15 protein-coding genes are annotated in these 13,624 nt (G+C 57.5%); 8 read left to right on the plus strand and 7 right to left on the minus strand.

What is annotated here, in order from left to right; all coding sequences use genetic code 11:
- The first annotated feature begins 68 nt into the window (after positions 1–68).
- On the plus strand, positions 69–899 hold the full coding sequence (locus K5Q35_RS20000) for a hypothetical protein (protein ID WP_220801109.1): 831 nt from the start codon (positions 69–71) through the stop codon (positions 897–899).
- A gap of 13 nt (positions 900–912) precedes the next feature.
- Here the strand turns inward: K5Q35_RS20000 and K5Q35_RS20005 are convergent, their stop codons facing one another.
- Both K5Q35_RS20005 and secG read right to left on the minus strand, forming a co-directional pair.
- Complete coding sequence (locus K5Q35_RS20005; RefSeq protein WP_220801110.1) at positions 913–2,556, minus strand: CTP synthase; 1,644 nt, start codon at positions 2,554–2,556, stop codon at positions 913–915.
- A gap of 178 nt (positions 2,557–2,734) precedes the next feature.
- Entirely contained in the window at positions 2,735–3,100 is a 366-nt protein-coding gene (secG, locus tag K5Q35_RS20010; RefSeq protein WP_044025208.1) for a preprotein translocase subunit SecG, read from the minus strand.
- Positions 3,101–3,385: 285 nt separating this feature from the next.
- Here secG and nthA point away from each other — a divergent pair, with 285 nt between their 5' ends.
- Genes nthA through K5Q35_RS20025 form a run of 3 tightly spaced genes read left to right on the plus strand, consistent with a single transcriptional unit; the run spans position 3,386 to position 5,000 of the window.
- Complete coding sequence (nthA, locus tag K5Q35_RS20015; RefSeq protein ID WP_220801111.1) at positions 3,386–4,018, plus strand: nitrile hydratase subunit alpha; 633 nt, start codon at positions 3,386–3,388, stop codon at positions 4,016–4,018.
- On the plus strand, positions 4,015–4,689 hold the full coding sequence (gene nthB, locus K5Q35_RS20020) for a nitrile hydratase subunit beta (protein ID WP_013960954.1): 675 nt from the start codon (positions 4,015–4,017) through the stop codon (positions 4,687–4,689). The genes nthA and nthB overlap by 4 nt, the downstream gene beginning before the upstream one ends.
- Positions 4,686–5,000: a nitrile hydratase accessory protein gene (locus K5Q35_RS20025; RefSeq protein ID WP_220801112.1), complete on the plus strand. Its 315-nt coding sequence runs from the start codon at positions 4,686–4,688 to the stop codon at positions 4,998–5,000. Before nthB ends, K5Q35_RS20025 begins: the two co-directional genes overlap by 4 nt.
- Before the next feature lie 50 nt (positions 5,001–5,050).
- Here the strand turns inward: K5Q35_RS20025 and K5Q35_RS20030 are convergent, their stop codons facing one another.
- On the minus strand, positions 5,051–5,446 hold the full coding sequence (locus K5Q35_RS20030; protein ID WP_044025542.1) for a DUF6524 family protein: 396 nt from the start codon (positions 5,444–5,446) through the stop codon (positions 5,051–5,053).
- A 175-nt stretch (positions 5,447–5,621) separates the two neighbouring features.
- Between K5Q35_RS20030 and K5Q35_RS20035 the strand changes: the two genes are divergently transcribed.
- The gene (locus K5Q35_RS20035) at positions 5,622–6,917 is read left to right on the plus strand and encodes an adenylosuccinate synthase (RefSeq protein WP_220801113.1); all 1,296 of its coding nucleotides are present in this window, start codon (positions 5,622–5,624) and stop codon (positions 6,915–6,917) included.
- An 11-nt stretch (positions 6,918–6,928) separates the two neighbouring features.
- The gene (locus tag K5Q35_RS20040; protein ID WP_220801114.1) at positions 6,929–7,153 is read left to right on the plus strand and encodes a DUF2842 domain-containing protein; all 225 of its coding nucleotides are present in this window, start codon (positions 6,929–6,931) and stop codon (positions 7,151–7,153) included.
- Positions 7,154–7,500: 347 nt separating this feature from the next.
- On the opposite strand, the gene K5Q35_RS20045 is transcribed toward K5Q35_RS20040, so the two are convergent.
- Positions 7,501–8,832, minus strand: a complete 1,332-nt coding sequence (locus tag K5Q35_RS20045) for a hypothetical protein (RefSeq protein ID WP_220801115.1) — start codon at positions 8,830–8,832, stop codon at positions 7,501–7,503.
- A gap of 138 nt (positions 8,833–8,970) precedes the next feature.
- Here K5Q35_RS20045 and K5Q35_RS20050 point away from each other — a divergent pair, with 138 nt between their 5' ends.
- On the plus strand, positions 8,971–9,690 hold the full coding sequence (locus tag K5Q35_RS20050; RefSeq protein WP_220801116.1) for a thiamine diphosphokinase: 720 nt from the start codon (positions 8,971–8,973) through the stop codon (positions 9,688–9,690).
- On the opposite strand, the gene K5Q35_RS20055 is transcribed toward K5Q35_RS20050, so the two are convergent.
- Genes K5Q35_RS20055 through K5Q35_RS20065 form a run of 3 tightly spaced genes read right to left on the minus strand, consistent with a single transcriptional unit; the run spans position 9,581 to position 12,650 of the window.
- On the minus strand, positions 9,581–10,525 hold the full coding sequence (locus K5Q35_RS20055) for a DMT family transporter (protein WP_220801117.1): 945 nt from the start codon (positions 10,523–10,525) through the stop codon (positions 9,581–9,583). The genes K5Q35_RS20050 and K5Q35_RS20055 overlap by 110 nt on opposite strands.
- Positions 10,526–10,580: 55 nt before the next feature.
- Positions 10,581–11,957, minus strand: a complete 1,377-nt coding sequence (locus tag K5Q35_RS20060) for an L-serine ammonia-lyase (RefSeq protein ID WP_013960961.1) — start codon at positions 11,955–11,957, stop codon at positions 10,581–10,583.
- A complete protein-coding gene (locus tag K5Q35_RS20065; protein WP_220801118.1) occupies positions 11,958–12,650 on the minus strand; it encodes a glutathione S-transferase family protein in 693 nt (230 codons plus the stop codon).
- Between the two features lie 179 nt (positions 12,651–12,829).
- Here K5Q35_RS20065 and rpiA point away from each other — a divergent pair, with 179 nt between their 5' ends.
- A complete protein-coding gene (rpiA, locus tag K5Q35_RS20070) occupies positions 12,830–13,618 on the plus strand; it encodes a ribose-5-phosphate isomerase RpiA (protein ID WP_220801119.1) in 789 nt (262 codons plus the stop codon).
- The last annotated feature ends 6 nt before the right edge of the window (positions 13,619–13,624 follow it).

Raw genomic sequence — 13,624 nt, forward strand, 5'->3', positions numbered from 1 at the left:
TTGATTGCAAAACGGGTTACGCCTACGCTTTAGAAGCGAGTGGCGCAAACCAGAGAGTGCATAACCCCATGTCCTACACGACGCAGCAACCCAAGGCGGCGGCACCCACCCCGCAGTTGGCAAGGGCGCAAAAGCGGGGAGAGGCACAGACCGGGCCCGACCGCGCATTGGCGCGGATGCATGAAGCCGCAGAGATCAGTCCTGTGGTTGCGCGCTTGCAGGCTCTTCAGCGGATGGCGGACCAAAGTAACGGCCCGGCGCCGCTGCAACGCGCAATCCTTATTAAAGGAAAGAGTTACAACAGCGTAAGCGGATTGATGCGCACCGGCCAGGGCTTCGAGGCACACCAACTGCTCAAGGGAACGGTGGACTATAAGGAAAAGCTCGCTGCCGATAAACTTTATGATATCGTGGATGGCGCGCTAGTTCTGGCGCCGGAAGGTGCTGTAGCGGAACCCGCAGAGCACGTCGAAACCACGTCTGAGAGGCTGGAGCGAGAAGAACAGGAGGCGCGCGACAAGCAGGCAGTAGCGGCAGTTAAATGGGGTGCCCGTATAGATGATCTCAAGGACAAGATCCGGACGCGCACATATGAAACAACGGGTCGCTCATTTGCCCACATCAAAGGAAAACCGGAGCAACTTGTGACCTTTGCCACAAGGGATGAGGTCTACACCTACCTCGAAGGTAAGGTTGATCAATTCAAGTGCACTGGCGAACAGAAATACAGAAACACTATGGCAGGGACGTTTCGTGCAGAGATCGAACAGAAGTACATGGTTAAAAAGGTTAGCAGACGCGGAAAAGACGAATTTGTCCCGGACAACCGGAAAGGTGCGGTAATCCTGCTATTGCGCAACAACGGTACTGTCGTGCTGATGCACTTCGGCAACGTATAAACTGCAGCGCTTCTCACACCAGCCGCGATATGTCCTTTGCCGCGCGGACGAAGTCCTTGAACAGAGGGTGCGGATCGAACGGCTTTGATTTCAGCTCGGGGTGGAACTGCACGCCGATAAACCAGGGATGATCGGGCCATTCGATGATTTCGGGCAGTTTCCCGTCAGGGGACATGCCGGAGAACACCAGACCGGCGTCTTCGAGTTGCGCGCGATACTTGATGTCGACCTCGTAGCGGTGACGGTGCCGCTCATCAATGGCGGAGGTGTGGTAGATATCAGCCACGCGCGTGCCCGCGGTCAGGGTCGCGTCATATGCACCGAGCCGCATGGTCCCGCCCTTGTCATCGCCAACCTTGCGGGACACTTTGGCATTTCCCTGTACCCATTCCTTGAGGTGATAGACAACAGGTTCGAACCGCTTTTTGCCGGCTTCATGGTCAAATTCTTCGGACCCGGCGGCTTTGATGTTCGCCACATTGCGTGCCGCTTCGATCACGGCCATCTGCATGCCGAGACAAATACCGAGGTAGGGCACCTTGTGCTCGCGGGCATATTGGGCCGCTTTTATCTTGCCTTCGGTTCCGCGTTCGCCAAAACCTCCGGGCACGAGGATCGCGTGAAAGCCCTCAAGGTGCGGGGCGACATCTTGGGTGTCGAACACTTCTGCGTCCACCCATTCAACAGTAACTTTGACGCGATTTGCCATACCGCCATGGGTCAAGGCCTCTGCGATGGACTTATACGCGTCTTCGAGCTGCGTATATTTACCAACGATCGCTACTTTGACTTCGCCCTCAGGATTATGCACGCGATCCGAGACATCCCGCCAGACCGTCAGGTCGGGTTTGGGCGCGGGGGAAATGTCAAACGCATCCAAAACGGCCTGATCGAGCCCCTGTTCGTGATAGGCAAGAGGGGCGTCGTAGATGGTTTTCAGATCATAGGCTGCCACAACGGATTCTTTGCGCACATTACAAAACAGCGCAATTTTCTCGCGTTCTTTCTCCGGGATAGGATGTTCGGAGCGGCATACCAAAATGTCAGGCGCGATGCCGATAGATTGCAGTTCTTTGACCGAGTGCTGCGTCGGTTTGGTCTTCAGTTCGCCTGACGCGGCCAGATAGGGCAGCAACGTCAGATGCATGAAGATGCACTGACCGCGCGGTTTATCGTGGGTGAATTGCCGGATCGCTTCGAAAAACGGCAAACCTTCGATGTCGCCGACCGTCCCGCCGATTTCACAGAGCATGAAGTCGACCTCGTCATCGCCAATACCAATGAAATCCTTGATCTCATTCGTGACATGCGGGATCACCTGAATGGTTTTGCCGAGGTAATCGCCGCGCCGCTCCTTTTCCAGAACGGTGGAATAGATGCGGCCGGAGGACACGGAATCGGTGGAGCGCGCCGCAACGCCGGTGAAACGCTCGTAGTGGCCCAGATCAAGGTCTGTTTCCGCGCCATCATCGGTCACAAAGACCTCGCCATGTTCAAAGGGCGACATCGTTCCGGGGTCAACATTCAGATAGGGATCAAGCTTGCGCAACCGTACGGAAAAACCACGCGCCTGCAGCAAAGCGCCCAGAGCGGCGGATGCCAGCCCTTTTCCAAGCGATGAAACCACACCTCCGGTGATGAAAATATATCGTGCCATTGCTTGAGCTGCTCCCGTGCGTCGCCGCGAAATAGTGTCAGTTTCGCGATTTTTCGACTGCGAAAAGTCGCAGCACCACGGGAGTAAAGTTTAGCAGGATTCGGACCGGCAAGGCAAGGCCACTCGCAATATGATGTTGCAAAATCCTGACAGCTCTCAAGGTGTTGTAGTGTTTTTGTTATTCCAGCGTTGGAACCAAGGGGGCGTTCTCATCCGCGGATGGGGGCAACAGCAGATCACTTTCCGGCACGCCGGGTGTGTCGCTGCGATCCGCTGCGGGTGGTGTGACGCCGAGGCGGTCAATCACCGAAGACCCCGATGCGTTCTCGGCTGCAAATATCGTCAGTGTCATCGACGTACAGATAAAGGCGATCGCCAACGCCCATGTCACCTTGCCCAAGGCTGTCGCCGCGGCGCGACCGGTCATGGCACCACCACCGCCGCCACCCATGCCAAGGCCCCCTCCCTCGGAACGCTGCAGCAACACGACGGCTATCAGCCCCAAGGCGAGGATAAGGTGTATGATCAGGACGACGTTTTCCATGAAGGACCTGTATGGTTCAGAGCAACTTTGGGCGTATCTAGGCAAGTTTGCCCCCACCCGCAAGGGAGGATTCAAACCGACGTTACGGGCTGCGATGAAATACGACTGCCTGCGGCTTGGATTGCGGGTGTGAAATGGGGTGTAATCCTGTCGCATTTCGGCTTTGCTATTGGCATGCAAACCCATGTGCCTCGGTACTTTCGGTGGCAGGCGGATCTGTCTTGTTGAAAATTTCCGTTCCAAAGCGGCTGGACAAACATGCCCGCTTGGACGCATCTTTGTGCTATGCCGCATGACCATGATGACCACGATCACCCGCACTCGTTGCTGCCCGGCGACCCTGTACTGCGCATCAAAGCGCTGGAAACGCTGCTGACCAAGAAAGGTCTGGTCGATCCGCAGGCGCTGGATGCGATTATCGATACCTATGAAAACAAGATCGGCCCGCGTAACGGTGCGCATGTGGTGGCAAAGGCGTGGCTGGAGCCTGCCTTCCGCGCCGCTTTGCTGGAGGATGCGACAAAGGTCGTGTCCGAACTGGGATATTATGGCCGTCAGGGCGAACATATGGTGGCCGTTCAAAACACGGACACGGTTCACAACATGGTCGTGTGTACCTTGTGCAGCTGTTATCCGTGGCCCTTGCTGGGCATTCCGCCGACATGGTACAAATCAGATGCGTATCGCGCCCGCGCTGTGCGTGAGCCGCGCAAGGTACTGGCCGACTTTGGGGTCGCATTGCCCGCCGACAGGGCCGTGCGCGTCTGGGACAGCACCGCCGAAGTCCGGTATCTGGTCATTCCGCAACGCCCTAAGGGGACGGACGGCTGGGATGAAGAAGCCTTGATGGACCTTGTAACCCGCGACAGCATGATCGGCACGGGCCTTGTGCACAGCCCCGAGGCGCGCACGACATGACCCGTCCGCACGACATGGGGGGGCGGTATGGCGATGGTGCCGTGATACCGGAAAACGAGAGCGTGAAGTTCAAAGAGGACTGGCACGCGCGCGCTTTGGCAGTGACCCTTGCCTCTGGCGTTCTGGGGCAGTGGAACATCGATATCTCGCGTCATGCGCGCGAAAAATTGTCACCCACGGATTATGCGCGCTTTAGTTATTACGAAAAATGGATGGCCGGGCTGGCAGACCTGCTGGTTGAAACCGGGGTAGTGGATGCGCGTGAGTACGCCGCCGCAGATCCGGCGCCGAGCCCACTGGCAGAGCGTGCGTTGCGCGCCGAACACGTGGACAGCGTGCTTGCCCGTGGCGGTCCAGCAGACCGACCGTCGCAGGTGCCACAGCTTTTCAGTGTCGGCGACACCGTCAAAACGCGCAAGATTGCGGCGAACTGCCTTGTCGATGGGGGCCACACGCGCCTGCCGCGCTATGCGGCGGGTATGCGGGGACGCATCGTCCGTTTTCACGGCACGCATGTTTTGCCTGACAGTGCCGCGCATCACCTTGGCGAAGCGCCGGAACCGCTTTATGCGGTCGCCTTTCGTGCTGCCGAACTCTGGGCGCATCCCGAGCATCCCGACGATGAAGTCGTGCTGGACCTGTGGCAAAGCTATCTGGTGGCGGACACATGACACCACCGGAACCTGTGTTTTCAGAACCTTGGCACGCGCAGGTTTTCGCCGTCACCGTGCGTTTGAACGAAACGGGCCATTTGCCTTGGTCCGATTGGGCGGCGGCTTTTTCGCGTACACTCAAGCGCCACGGGTTGAGCAAAGAACTGGATGGCGGTGACGACTATTTTCTGGCTTGGCTCGAAACACTGGAAAACACACTGGTGTCCAAGGGCATGGCAAAAACATCCGACATTGCCGCGATCAAAGCAGCTTGGGAAACGGCCTATCTGAACACACCGCATGGTCAGCCTGTTCACTTGACAGAATAACTGAAAGGCCGAAGCGCGCGGGTCTGTCGAACGCGCGCATTTGCCGATGGTTAGTCGTCAATGTCGTCCACATCTGTTTGACCGGACAGAGCGCGCCGCACATGGCTCCACCCCAGACCGATGCCCAAAACGGCAGACAAGGCAAAGAGCGCCAGCCAGACATTCAGATTCTGGTTATCCAGCGCCAAAACGCCAAAGTCATGCAGGACCCAGACCGCGGCTGCGAATATCCCAAGGATAAGGCCCATGCCAAGGGGGCCGATGGATCGCAGCGTTGCACGCAGGAAAATGATATAAGCGACGGCCAGAACAAGCCCTACAAGGACGGCAATCGACAGGTTTTGCGCACCATATGTCTGTAGCCACGTGATATAGTTGTACTGGGTTGGATTGAAGGTGGCCGCCAAGAGCACGAACGCGCCCATCCAACGTGTAAGTATACCCATGTCTTTCATTCCGTCCGGTTGCTGCACTGCGCCGAAAGCGATGCTTGCGGCCCGGGAATGTCTATTACCCTTCCAAGGTGCTGCGTCAATCGAGCGGCGTACATTTTGAGGTTTCGCCCCGGCGCATGCCTCGCTATACCGGCGCGGGTTTCATCCGAATACAAAAGGACCAGATATGGCAAACGTCGTCGTTGTGGGCGCTCAGTGGGGCGACGAAGGAAAAGGCAAGATTGTCGACTGGCTGTCTGAACGCGCGGATGTGATCGCGCGCTTTCAGGGCGGTCACAATGCCGGACATACGCTGGTCATTGATGGCAAAGTCTACAAGCTGAACGCGTTACCCTCCGGCGTGGTGCGGGGCGGCAAACTGTCTGTTATTGGCAATGGCGTTGTGCTGGACCCTTGGCACCTGATCAAGGAAATCGACATTATCCGCGGGCAGGGCGTCGATATTTCTCCCGAGACCTTGATGATCGCCGAAAACACACCGCTGATCCTGCCCATTCATGGCGAATTGGACCGTGCGCGCGAGGAAGCCGCGAGCAAAGGCACCAAGATCGGTACGACGGGCCGGGGTATTGGCCCCGCCTATGAGGATAAGGTCGGTCGCCGCTCGGTCCGGGTCGCGGATCTGGCCGATACTGCCACGCTCGAAGCGCGGGTGGATCGTGCGCTGCAGCACCACGATCCGCTGCGCAAAGGCCTCGGGATTGAGCCGGTGGACCGGGACGCGCTGGTTGCGCAACTGATCGAGATCGCACCCCACATCCTCAAGTACGCAGCGCCCGTGTGGAAGGTGCTCAACGAAAAGCGGCGCGCGGGCAAGCGTATTCTGTTTGAGGGCGCACAGGGCGCGCTTTTGGATATCGACTTTGGCACCTATCCCTTTGTAACCTCATCAAACGTGATTGCAGGTCAGGCGGCGACCGGTGTCGGTGTAGGCCCCGGCGCGATCGATTATGTGCTCGGGATCGTTAAAGCCTACACAACGCGGGTGGGTGAAGGTCCCTTTCCGGCAGAACTCGACGATGCCGATGGCCAACGACTTGGGGAACGTGGGCATGAGTTCGGCACGGTGACAGGGCGCAAACGGCGCTGTGGCTGGTTCGATGCCGTGCTGGTGCGCCAGACCTGTGCGACATCCGGCGTCAACGGGATTGCCCTGACCAAGCTTGATGTTCTGGACGGGTTCGAGACGCTCAAGATCTGTGTTGGATATGAGCTGGATGGCAAGCGCATGGATTACTTGCCGACCGCAGCGGATCATCAGGCGCGCTGCCGTCCCATTTACGAAGAAGTGCCTGGGTGGTCGGAATCCACCGAAGGCGCGCGCAGTTGGGCGGATTTGCCTGCCAACGCCATCAAATATGTGCGCCGCGTTGAAGAGTTGATTGACTGCCCCGTCGCCCTACTTTCTACCTCGCCGGAGCGGGAAGACACCATCCTCGTCACGGATCCGTTCGCCGATTGATAAGGAACCCCATGTCGCTGAGTTACAAAGCCAGACGCCGCCTTGCACTGCTGATCCTTTTGATCGGGCTGCCGGTCTATATTGTGTCCTGCATTACCGTGATCAACTGGCTTGAACGCCCCTCGCTCTGGGTCGAATTGTTGGTATATGTGGTTCTTGGGGTGTTCTGGGCCTTGCCGTTCAAGTTTATTTTCAAAGGCGTCGGTCAGGCAGACCCGGATCAACCCGAAGGCTGAACGACCCTTTCGGCGCGCAGCTCAGTTGGATCGCGTTAAACCGTTGCGTGTCGGTCCGGTGGCTATCTGTTTTTGTCAGACGCAGTAAACCAGCCGCCTTTGACGTTTGTTATCTTGTCTGCGCGCAGCAAGTGATCAAAGTACCGCAGGCCATCCTCACGGCTGAAACCCCATTTAAAGACTTGTCTTCTGCGCGACATAAGCTGCTGGAACGAGAGTTCTGCCCGTCCTTCGACAAGGCTGACATATGCAGCCGCCGCTTCCTGTAATTTTGGCAAGGTTTGTGCCCCATGCGCGGCCGCACGGGTGGCGAAAACGCTGCCCTTGCCAGCTTTGGTACTTTCCTTCTACGTGTCGTCCGTGCGGCGCAGAGCGGTGGTCTCTCGCACACGGTGATCTACCCGTTGTTCTGCCACGAGCCTCAGCGGGGCGGGGCGGGCACCTGAATGGCGCTCGGAGCTTTCCCCGGCGGATACAGCGCGGCGCGGGTGTACAACATCTGCAAGGTCGCCGCGGTAGGCTTGTACGTCTTTGGCGCGTTTTGCGGTCTCGTTTTCAAGTGACTGGTCGTTACGGCGTGCGGCAACGGCGGCGCGCAACTGTGAAAAAACGCTGCGTCGCGTTTGACCATCTGGTTGTTCCATCTGGTGATCCGCCTCCGCCATCAAGCGTGACAGGTCGTCTTCTGCGTCTTGTTTGATTTGGGATGCATCTTTGCGCGCGGCACCTGATCCAGAGATTGGCACATCGACAGGCTTGGCTTGAGTTTGCGACATAAGCGGTTCAGGGTCTGCTGCCTCATCCCGCTGGTGCGGTTTGCTGTCGTATGTTTCCCCAGTCAGACCAGATACCTGATCGTCAGCATTTGCGTTATTGCCCGCTTCAAGAGCGCGCAGGACCGCATCAATGTCGTCTGTGTCAACGTCCTCTGCAACAGTCTTGCGCGCGCTATCCTCATGTTCAGCATCTTCTTGCAGCGCGCCCTCGATGTCTTGAGCAGCGTTGGAGATCACATTGCTTTGGCTGCGTGCCTCCGCTGTGCGCAGCGCTTTCAACCCGTCAAAACCCAGAACTTCGCTGGGTGCTTCGGCGTCTTCATCGTATCCGACATCCTGCGCCTGCATTTCTTGTCGTGACACCGCCGCGCGCAGACGTTCACGTTTCTCAAAAGAGCTACCGGCTGATTTGGTGGTCTGGCCGGGAACGTTTTGTTTTGTCAAAAACGACGTTTCAGATGCCGGGCGCACACCTGCCAACGATGCCACGGTCTTGAAAGCCTGAGCCGTCATTTCCGCTTCCATGTCATCCTGAACGATTGCGGGCGTGGTCACTGGTTTTGCGAAGAAAGCCGCTGCGCTGTCTAGGGCTGATTGTTCTGCGTTCGTTGTCCTGAGCACGGACTCCTGTGCAACGGCTGCTGTTTGATCATGCGCTTTAAGCATGATTTGGCCATCAAAACTATCAGCCTCAATGCGCTGGGCCCGGGTTTGCTGGATCTTATGCGCCAACGCCTCTGCATCTGGTTGCGGCGGCTCTGCCCCGAAGAACCTGTCCTCTGCCGCAATGTCGCGAAAGAATTCAGCGATGTCCTTCATCGTGCCAAGGGCGTCGTCAAACCCTTCTAAAGTACAGGAAAATGTACCATAGGATACCGTAAGGACCTTGCTGTCATTCGTCATCTCATGCGCGTCCCGTGCGTTTTGGTAACAAGGTGTCTAACATTTTAGCTAAGCCCCAAGGAGCATCAGACAGTGTTATTAATCGTGCCAGATCATGGCAATATTGTGGCGTGTGTCCCTAATGAACCATAAACTTTCATGACGTATACAATTGTAGAAACGACTAAACCGTTAACCCTGATTGGCGGGGGCGAGGCGACAGTGGATGATGTCGCGAGCGCGCTGGCGCTGGCGCCGATATGTGTTGCTGTCGACAGTGGTGCGCATCTGGCCTTGGAGGCTGGTATCGATGTGGCCGCGGTCATCGGGGATATGGACTCGATCTCGGACCGCGCGCGCGTGCGCATCGCGGCGGAGCGGTTTCATCATATCGCGGAGCAGGACAGCACCGATTTCGATAAGGCGCTACGGCATGTTTCTGCGCCGTTGGTGGTTGCCGTCGGGTTTTGCGGGGGGCAGATTGATCACGCGCTGGCGGCGTTGCATACGATAATACGACGGGCAGACCGACATATCGTCCTGTTGGGCGCAACCGACATCGTATTCCTGTGCCCACCCGCGTTCAATGTGCCAACCCCAGCAGGAACACGAGTATCCCTGTTTCCGATGGGGCCTGTGCGGGGGCGGTCCAAGGGGCTGTTCTGGCCGATTGACGGTATCGACTTCGCGCCCGGTTTGCAGGCAGGGACGTCAAATCGTACAACCGGACCGTTTTCGATTGAAACGGATGCCCCGGTGATGCTGTGCATCATGCCGCGCGCGTTCCTTCAGCCGGTTGTGCAGGCGTTGCTCGGGCTGTCAGCGACAAAGCGATGGCCCGCTCTCGCAGTACCACATAGAGACCCGCCGCAATCGTAATCACAATACCGACGCTTGCCATCGGATTTGGAAAATCACCAAACACCATGAACCCGATGATCGTTGCAAAGGGAATTTCCAGATACTGCATCGGCGCGAGCGTGGCCGAGGGCGCAAACCGCAGCGACCACGTCATTAACAGATGCGCGACCGTGCCCAATAGGCCGATGCTCAGCAGCAAGGTCCAGTCATAGGACGACACATGCACAATCTGAAGCTGTAAAAAACCGCTGTTTTGAAAGATCAAAAGAACCGGGAGAATCACAAACACTGCCATCACGCCGCTGACCGCCTGCAGGCTGATTGGATCGGTTTCCTTTGCGATCTGGCGGGTGACCAGCATGAAAAGGGCAAAATTGATCGCCACGCCTACGGGCAACAGGGCAGGCCAGCCAACTTGGGCAAAGCTGGGCTGCACCACAAGCAAGGTGCCCAGAAAACCGACCGCGCAGGCAATGATACGGCGCGCACCGACTTCTTCGTTCAACGCGTATTTACCCAGCACCAGCATGATGAACGGCATCACAAAAGCGATCGCAACAGCATCTGCAAGTGGCAGGTATTTCAACGCGGTAACCATGGCGCCGATACCTACAATATGAAGAATGGTGCGCACGAATGTCAGCCAAGTCACCCGTTTGCTCATGCGCCAGCGTCGCCGTGTGAGCCAGACCAACGGGATCAGCAACAAAGCCTGCACCGCAAAACGCACCAAAACCAGCTGGCCGATTGGCACAGTTTGTCCGAGGATTTTCGCTATCGCATCGCCGACAGGCGCAAGCACGCAAAATCCCAGCATCAGCATGATGCCAAGAAAGGGCCGGTCAATTGTCATTGGTGGAGCCTAAAGCGATCTGGACAGCATTGCAAGCAGAGGTTGTTTTGCGCACTTAGCAGTTCGGCACATTCACAGCCAATCCGCCGAGCGACGTTTCCTTGTATTTTTCTGACATATCGATGCCGGTCTGACGCATGGTTTCGATACAGGCGTCCAGCGGGACAAGATGCGTACCATCGCCGCGCAAGGCGAGGGATGCTGCCGACACGGCTTTGATCGCGCCAAGGCCATTGCGCTCAATGCAGGGGACTTGCACCAGACCCTTGACCGGATCGCAGGTCATGCCAAGGTGGTGTTCCAATGCGATTTCGGCGGCATTTTCCACCTGTGCGGGGGTGCCGCCCATTACAGCGCACAGGCCCGCAGCGGCCATGGCTGCGGCAGAGCCGACCTCGGCCTGACACCCTGCCTCAGCGCCTGAAATCGAGGCGTTGAACTTGACCAAGCCGCCAATGGCTGCAGCCGTGAGCAGAAAGTCCTCGATGTGGGACTCTGATGCGCCGGGGACATGATCCAGATAATAGCGCAAGGTGGCAGGCAGTACGCCCGCAGCACCATTTGTGGGGGCCGTGACCACCTGACCACCGGCCGCGTTTTCCTCGTTGACGGCCATCGCGTAGACGCTCATCCAGTCGTTGATCGTGTGGGGCGCGTTGAGGTTCATGCCCCGTTCGGCCAAAAGCGCGTCATGGATGCCTTTGGCGCGGCGTTTGACCTGCAGGCCGCCGGGCAGAATACCATCGGTCGTCAACCCACGCGTGATGCAATCATCCATCACCTGCCAAAGCCGCTTGGTGCCTTCTGCGAGGCTGGTCGGACAGCCACGGGCAATTTCATTTGCGCGTTTCATCTCGGCAATGTTCTTGCCGGAGGCGGTCGACATCTCAAGCATCTGGGCGGCGGATTTGAACGGGTAGGGAATGGGTGGGCCGGTTTCATCGGTATCTTTGCCCGCGGAAAGCTCCGCTTCGGTCATCACAAATCCACCGCCGATGGAATAGAAAACCTCGCGCAGGGTGACATCGCCTTGGGCATCTGTGGCGCGGATCATCATACCGTTTGCGTGCCCGCTGAGCGGGGTTTCATAGTCGAAAATCAGATCGGTTGCAGGGTCAAACCGCAGGGGTTGCAGGCCCTCAACGTTCAGGGTTTTTGTGGCTTTTATTTCGGCCAGTGCCGCTTCGGCCTTCTCGGCGTCATAAGTGTCGGGGACAAACCCCGCGAGGCCCAGAATAGTGGCCCGGTCCGTTGCATGACCGACACCCGTGAAGGCAAGTGAGCCATGCAGCGACACGCGTATCCCGTGAAATTCGAAGGGGGACGCGCGCATCATCTCCAGAAACCGCGCCGCAGCGACCATGGGCCCCATCGTATGTGAGGATGAGGGGCCGATACCGACCTTGAACATATCAAAGACAGATAAAAACATTTAAGTGGCACTTCCTTCTGGCGGGTTTGGATGGCGAGGGGACGTAAACGGATCGCGGCCAAGTCCCTCGGCCTGTTGAGCGGTCTCAACTGACGGGCGTTGTTCAAGGTTGCGCAGAGCTGCGTGTATCGCGCCAAAGGCCGTGAGGTCAAACCATGTTCTGTCGCTCTGCGTCGGATAAAGCGCCAGCCAGCGCATCATGGGGCCCAGATAAAGGTCCAGCAAAATGCCCGGGCGATCATCTGCCCATCGCTGATCGATGAGGCCCAGCAGGCGCAGGATGTTGGACTGCGTCATCTTTGTGAGCTGCGACACATGATCCACGTCGCGTCCAATATAAGCGCCGGGATAAAACAACATACGCAACGCAGGATGCAGGGTATTGGACAAAAAGAACAACCATTTCAGCAGTTCCGCCCTTTGCGGATCATCAGCGCCCGGGCCAAGATGCCCGTGTGTATCGGACAGCCACAACAGTATGGCAGCGGTTTCAAAGATCGGACCCTGCGGCGTTTCCAGCACCGGGATCAACTGGTTCGGGTTCAGGGCGCGATAGGCCGGGCTGTGTTGCGCCGAATTTTGGCGATCCACCAGTTGCGTGGTGTAATCAAGGCGCAGTTCTTCCAACGCCAGACGGATCACCAAAGAGGCGTTATCCGGGGCATAGTGAAGAATGTAGCGCGCTGTGCTCATAGCCATTCCATAGCGGATTCGAAGGCAAAGGACCTCAGGAAAAGCGACCTCCTCAAGAGGAAAACGCACATAACTAAAGCGGTGCTGCACCTCACTATTCGGTGGGGATGCAAGAATCGCTCTCGCACCTTGGCTGCATGTTTCTTATAAGGCCCCTGAAGCCGCGCAAGGAGCCATCGATGTCTTCAGAACTCTCGCCGATCGACAAGGCAAAATTTGTCTGCGCCAAACGGGCCGCACAATTCGTAGAAAATGGTATGCGGGTGGGGCTGGGCACCGGGTCAACGGCGGCCTGGCTTGTGCGCTGTCTGGGGGAGCGGGTGCGCGACGAAGGGCTGCATATTACAGGGGTCCCGACATCTACGCGCACTGCGGAACTGGCCCGTGAGGTCGGTATTGATGTGATCACACTGGATGCGGCCAAGCGGCTGGATCTGACGATTGATGGTGCGGATGAATTCGATGGCGCGTTTAATCTGATCAAAGGCGGTGGGGGTGCCTTGCTGCATGAAAAGGTCGTGGCGACGTCTTCTGATCGCATGATCGTGATTGCCGATGTGGGCAAAGAGGTTGAGACGCTGGGCGCCTTCCCGCTGCCGATCGAGGTGATCCCCTTTGGATTGCAAACGACCCATGCGCTGGTTGATGAAACCCTCGTCTCCATGGACGTTCTGGGGCGCGACAGCAGCCTGCGGATGGATGGCGACAAACCTTTCGTGACGGACGAAGGCAACCACATCATTGATCTGCATCTCAAGCGGATCGGCGATGCGCGGCAACTTGCGATGACGCTTAATCAGCTGCCGGGTGTGGTTGAGAACGGTCTGTTGATTGATATCTGCGACACGGTCGTTCTGGGCTTTGGGGACGGAAAGGTCGAGGTGCGCGACATCAATGATGGAACGGTTGCAAGCGAACGCATGGTTTTTGCCGAAAGTGACAATCTGTTCAGCGATCTGAGCGATTGATCAGAC

Source organism: Roseobacter sp. OBYS 0001 (assembly GCF_019654895.1).
GTDB classification, from domain to species: Bacteria; Pseudomonadota; Alphaproteobacteria; order Rhodobacterales; family Rhodobacteraceae; genus Roseobacter; species Roseobacter litoralis.

Bases quoted from the DNA above. Each gene is read 5' to 3' on its own strand.
- K5Q35_RS20000 (WP_220801109.1), top strand. From the start codon at position 69: ATGTCCTACACGACGCAGCAACCCAAGGCGGCGGCACCCACCCCGCAG.
- K5Q35_RS20005 (WP_220801110.1), bottom strand. From the start codon at position 2,556: ATGGCACGATATATTTTCATCACCGGAGGTGTGGTTTCATCGCTTGGA.
- secG (WP_044025208.1), bottom strand. From the start codon at position 3,100: ATGGAAAACGTCGTCCTGATCATACACCTTATCCTCGCCTTGGGGCTG.
- nthA (WP_220801111.1), top strand. From the start codon at position 3,386: ATGCCGCATGACCATGATGACCACGATCACCCGCACTCGTTGCTGCCC.
- nthB (WP_013960954.1), top strand. From the start codon at position 4,015: ATGACCCGTCCGCACGACATGGGGGGGCGGTATGGCGATGGTGCCGTG.
- K5Q35_RS20025 (WP_220801112.1), top strand. From the start codon at position 4,686: ATGACACCACCGGAACCTGTGTTTTCAGAACCTTGGCACGCGCAGGTT.
- K5Q35_RS20030 (WP_044025542.1), bottom strand. From the start codon at position 5,446: ATGGGTATACTTACACGTTGGATGGGCGCGTTCGTGCTCTTGGCGGCC.
- K5Q35_RS20035 (WP_220801113.1), top strand. From the start codon at position 5,622: ATGGCAAACGTCGTCGTTGTGGGCGCTCAGTGGGGCGACGAAGGAAAA.
- K5Q35_RS20040 (WP_220801114.1), top strand. From the start codon at position 6,929: ATGTCGCTGAGTTACAAAGCCAGACGCCGCCTTGCACTGCTGATCCTT.
- K5Q35_RS20045 (WP_220801115.1), bottom strand. From the start codon at position 8,832: ATGACGAATGACAGCAAGGTCCTTACGGTATCCTATGGTACATTTTCC.
- K5Q35_RS20050 (WP_220801116.1), top strand. From the start codon at position 8,971: ATGACGTATACAATTGTAGAAACGACTAAACCGTTAACCCTGATTGGC.
- K5Q35_RS20055 (WP_220801117.1), bottom strand. From the start codon at position 10,525: ATGACAATTGACCGGCCCTTTCTTGGCATCATGCTGATGCTGGGATTT.
- K5Q35_RS20060 (WP_013960961.1), bottom strand. From the start codon at position 11,957: ATGTTTTTATCTGTCTTTGATATGTTCAAGGTCGGTATCGGCCCCTCA.
- K5Q35_RS20065 (WP_220801118.1), bottom strand. From the start codon at position 12,650: ATGAGCACAGCGCGCTACATTCTTCACTATGCCCCGGATAACGCCTCT.
- rpiA (WP_220801119.1), top strand. From the start codon at position 12,830: ATGTCTTCAGAACTCTCGCCGATCGACAAGGCAAAATTTGTCTGCGCC.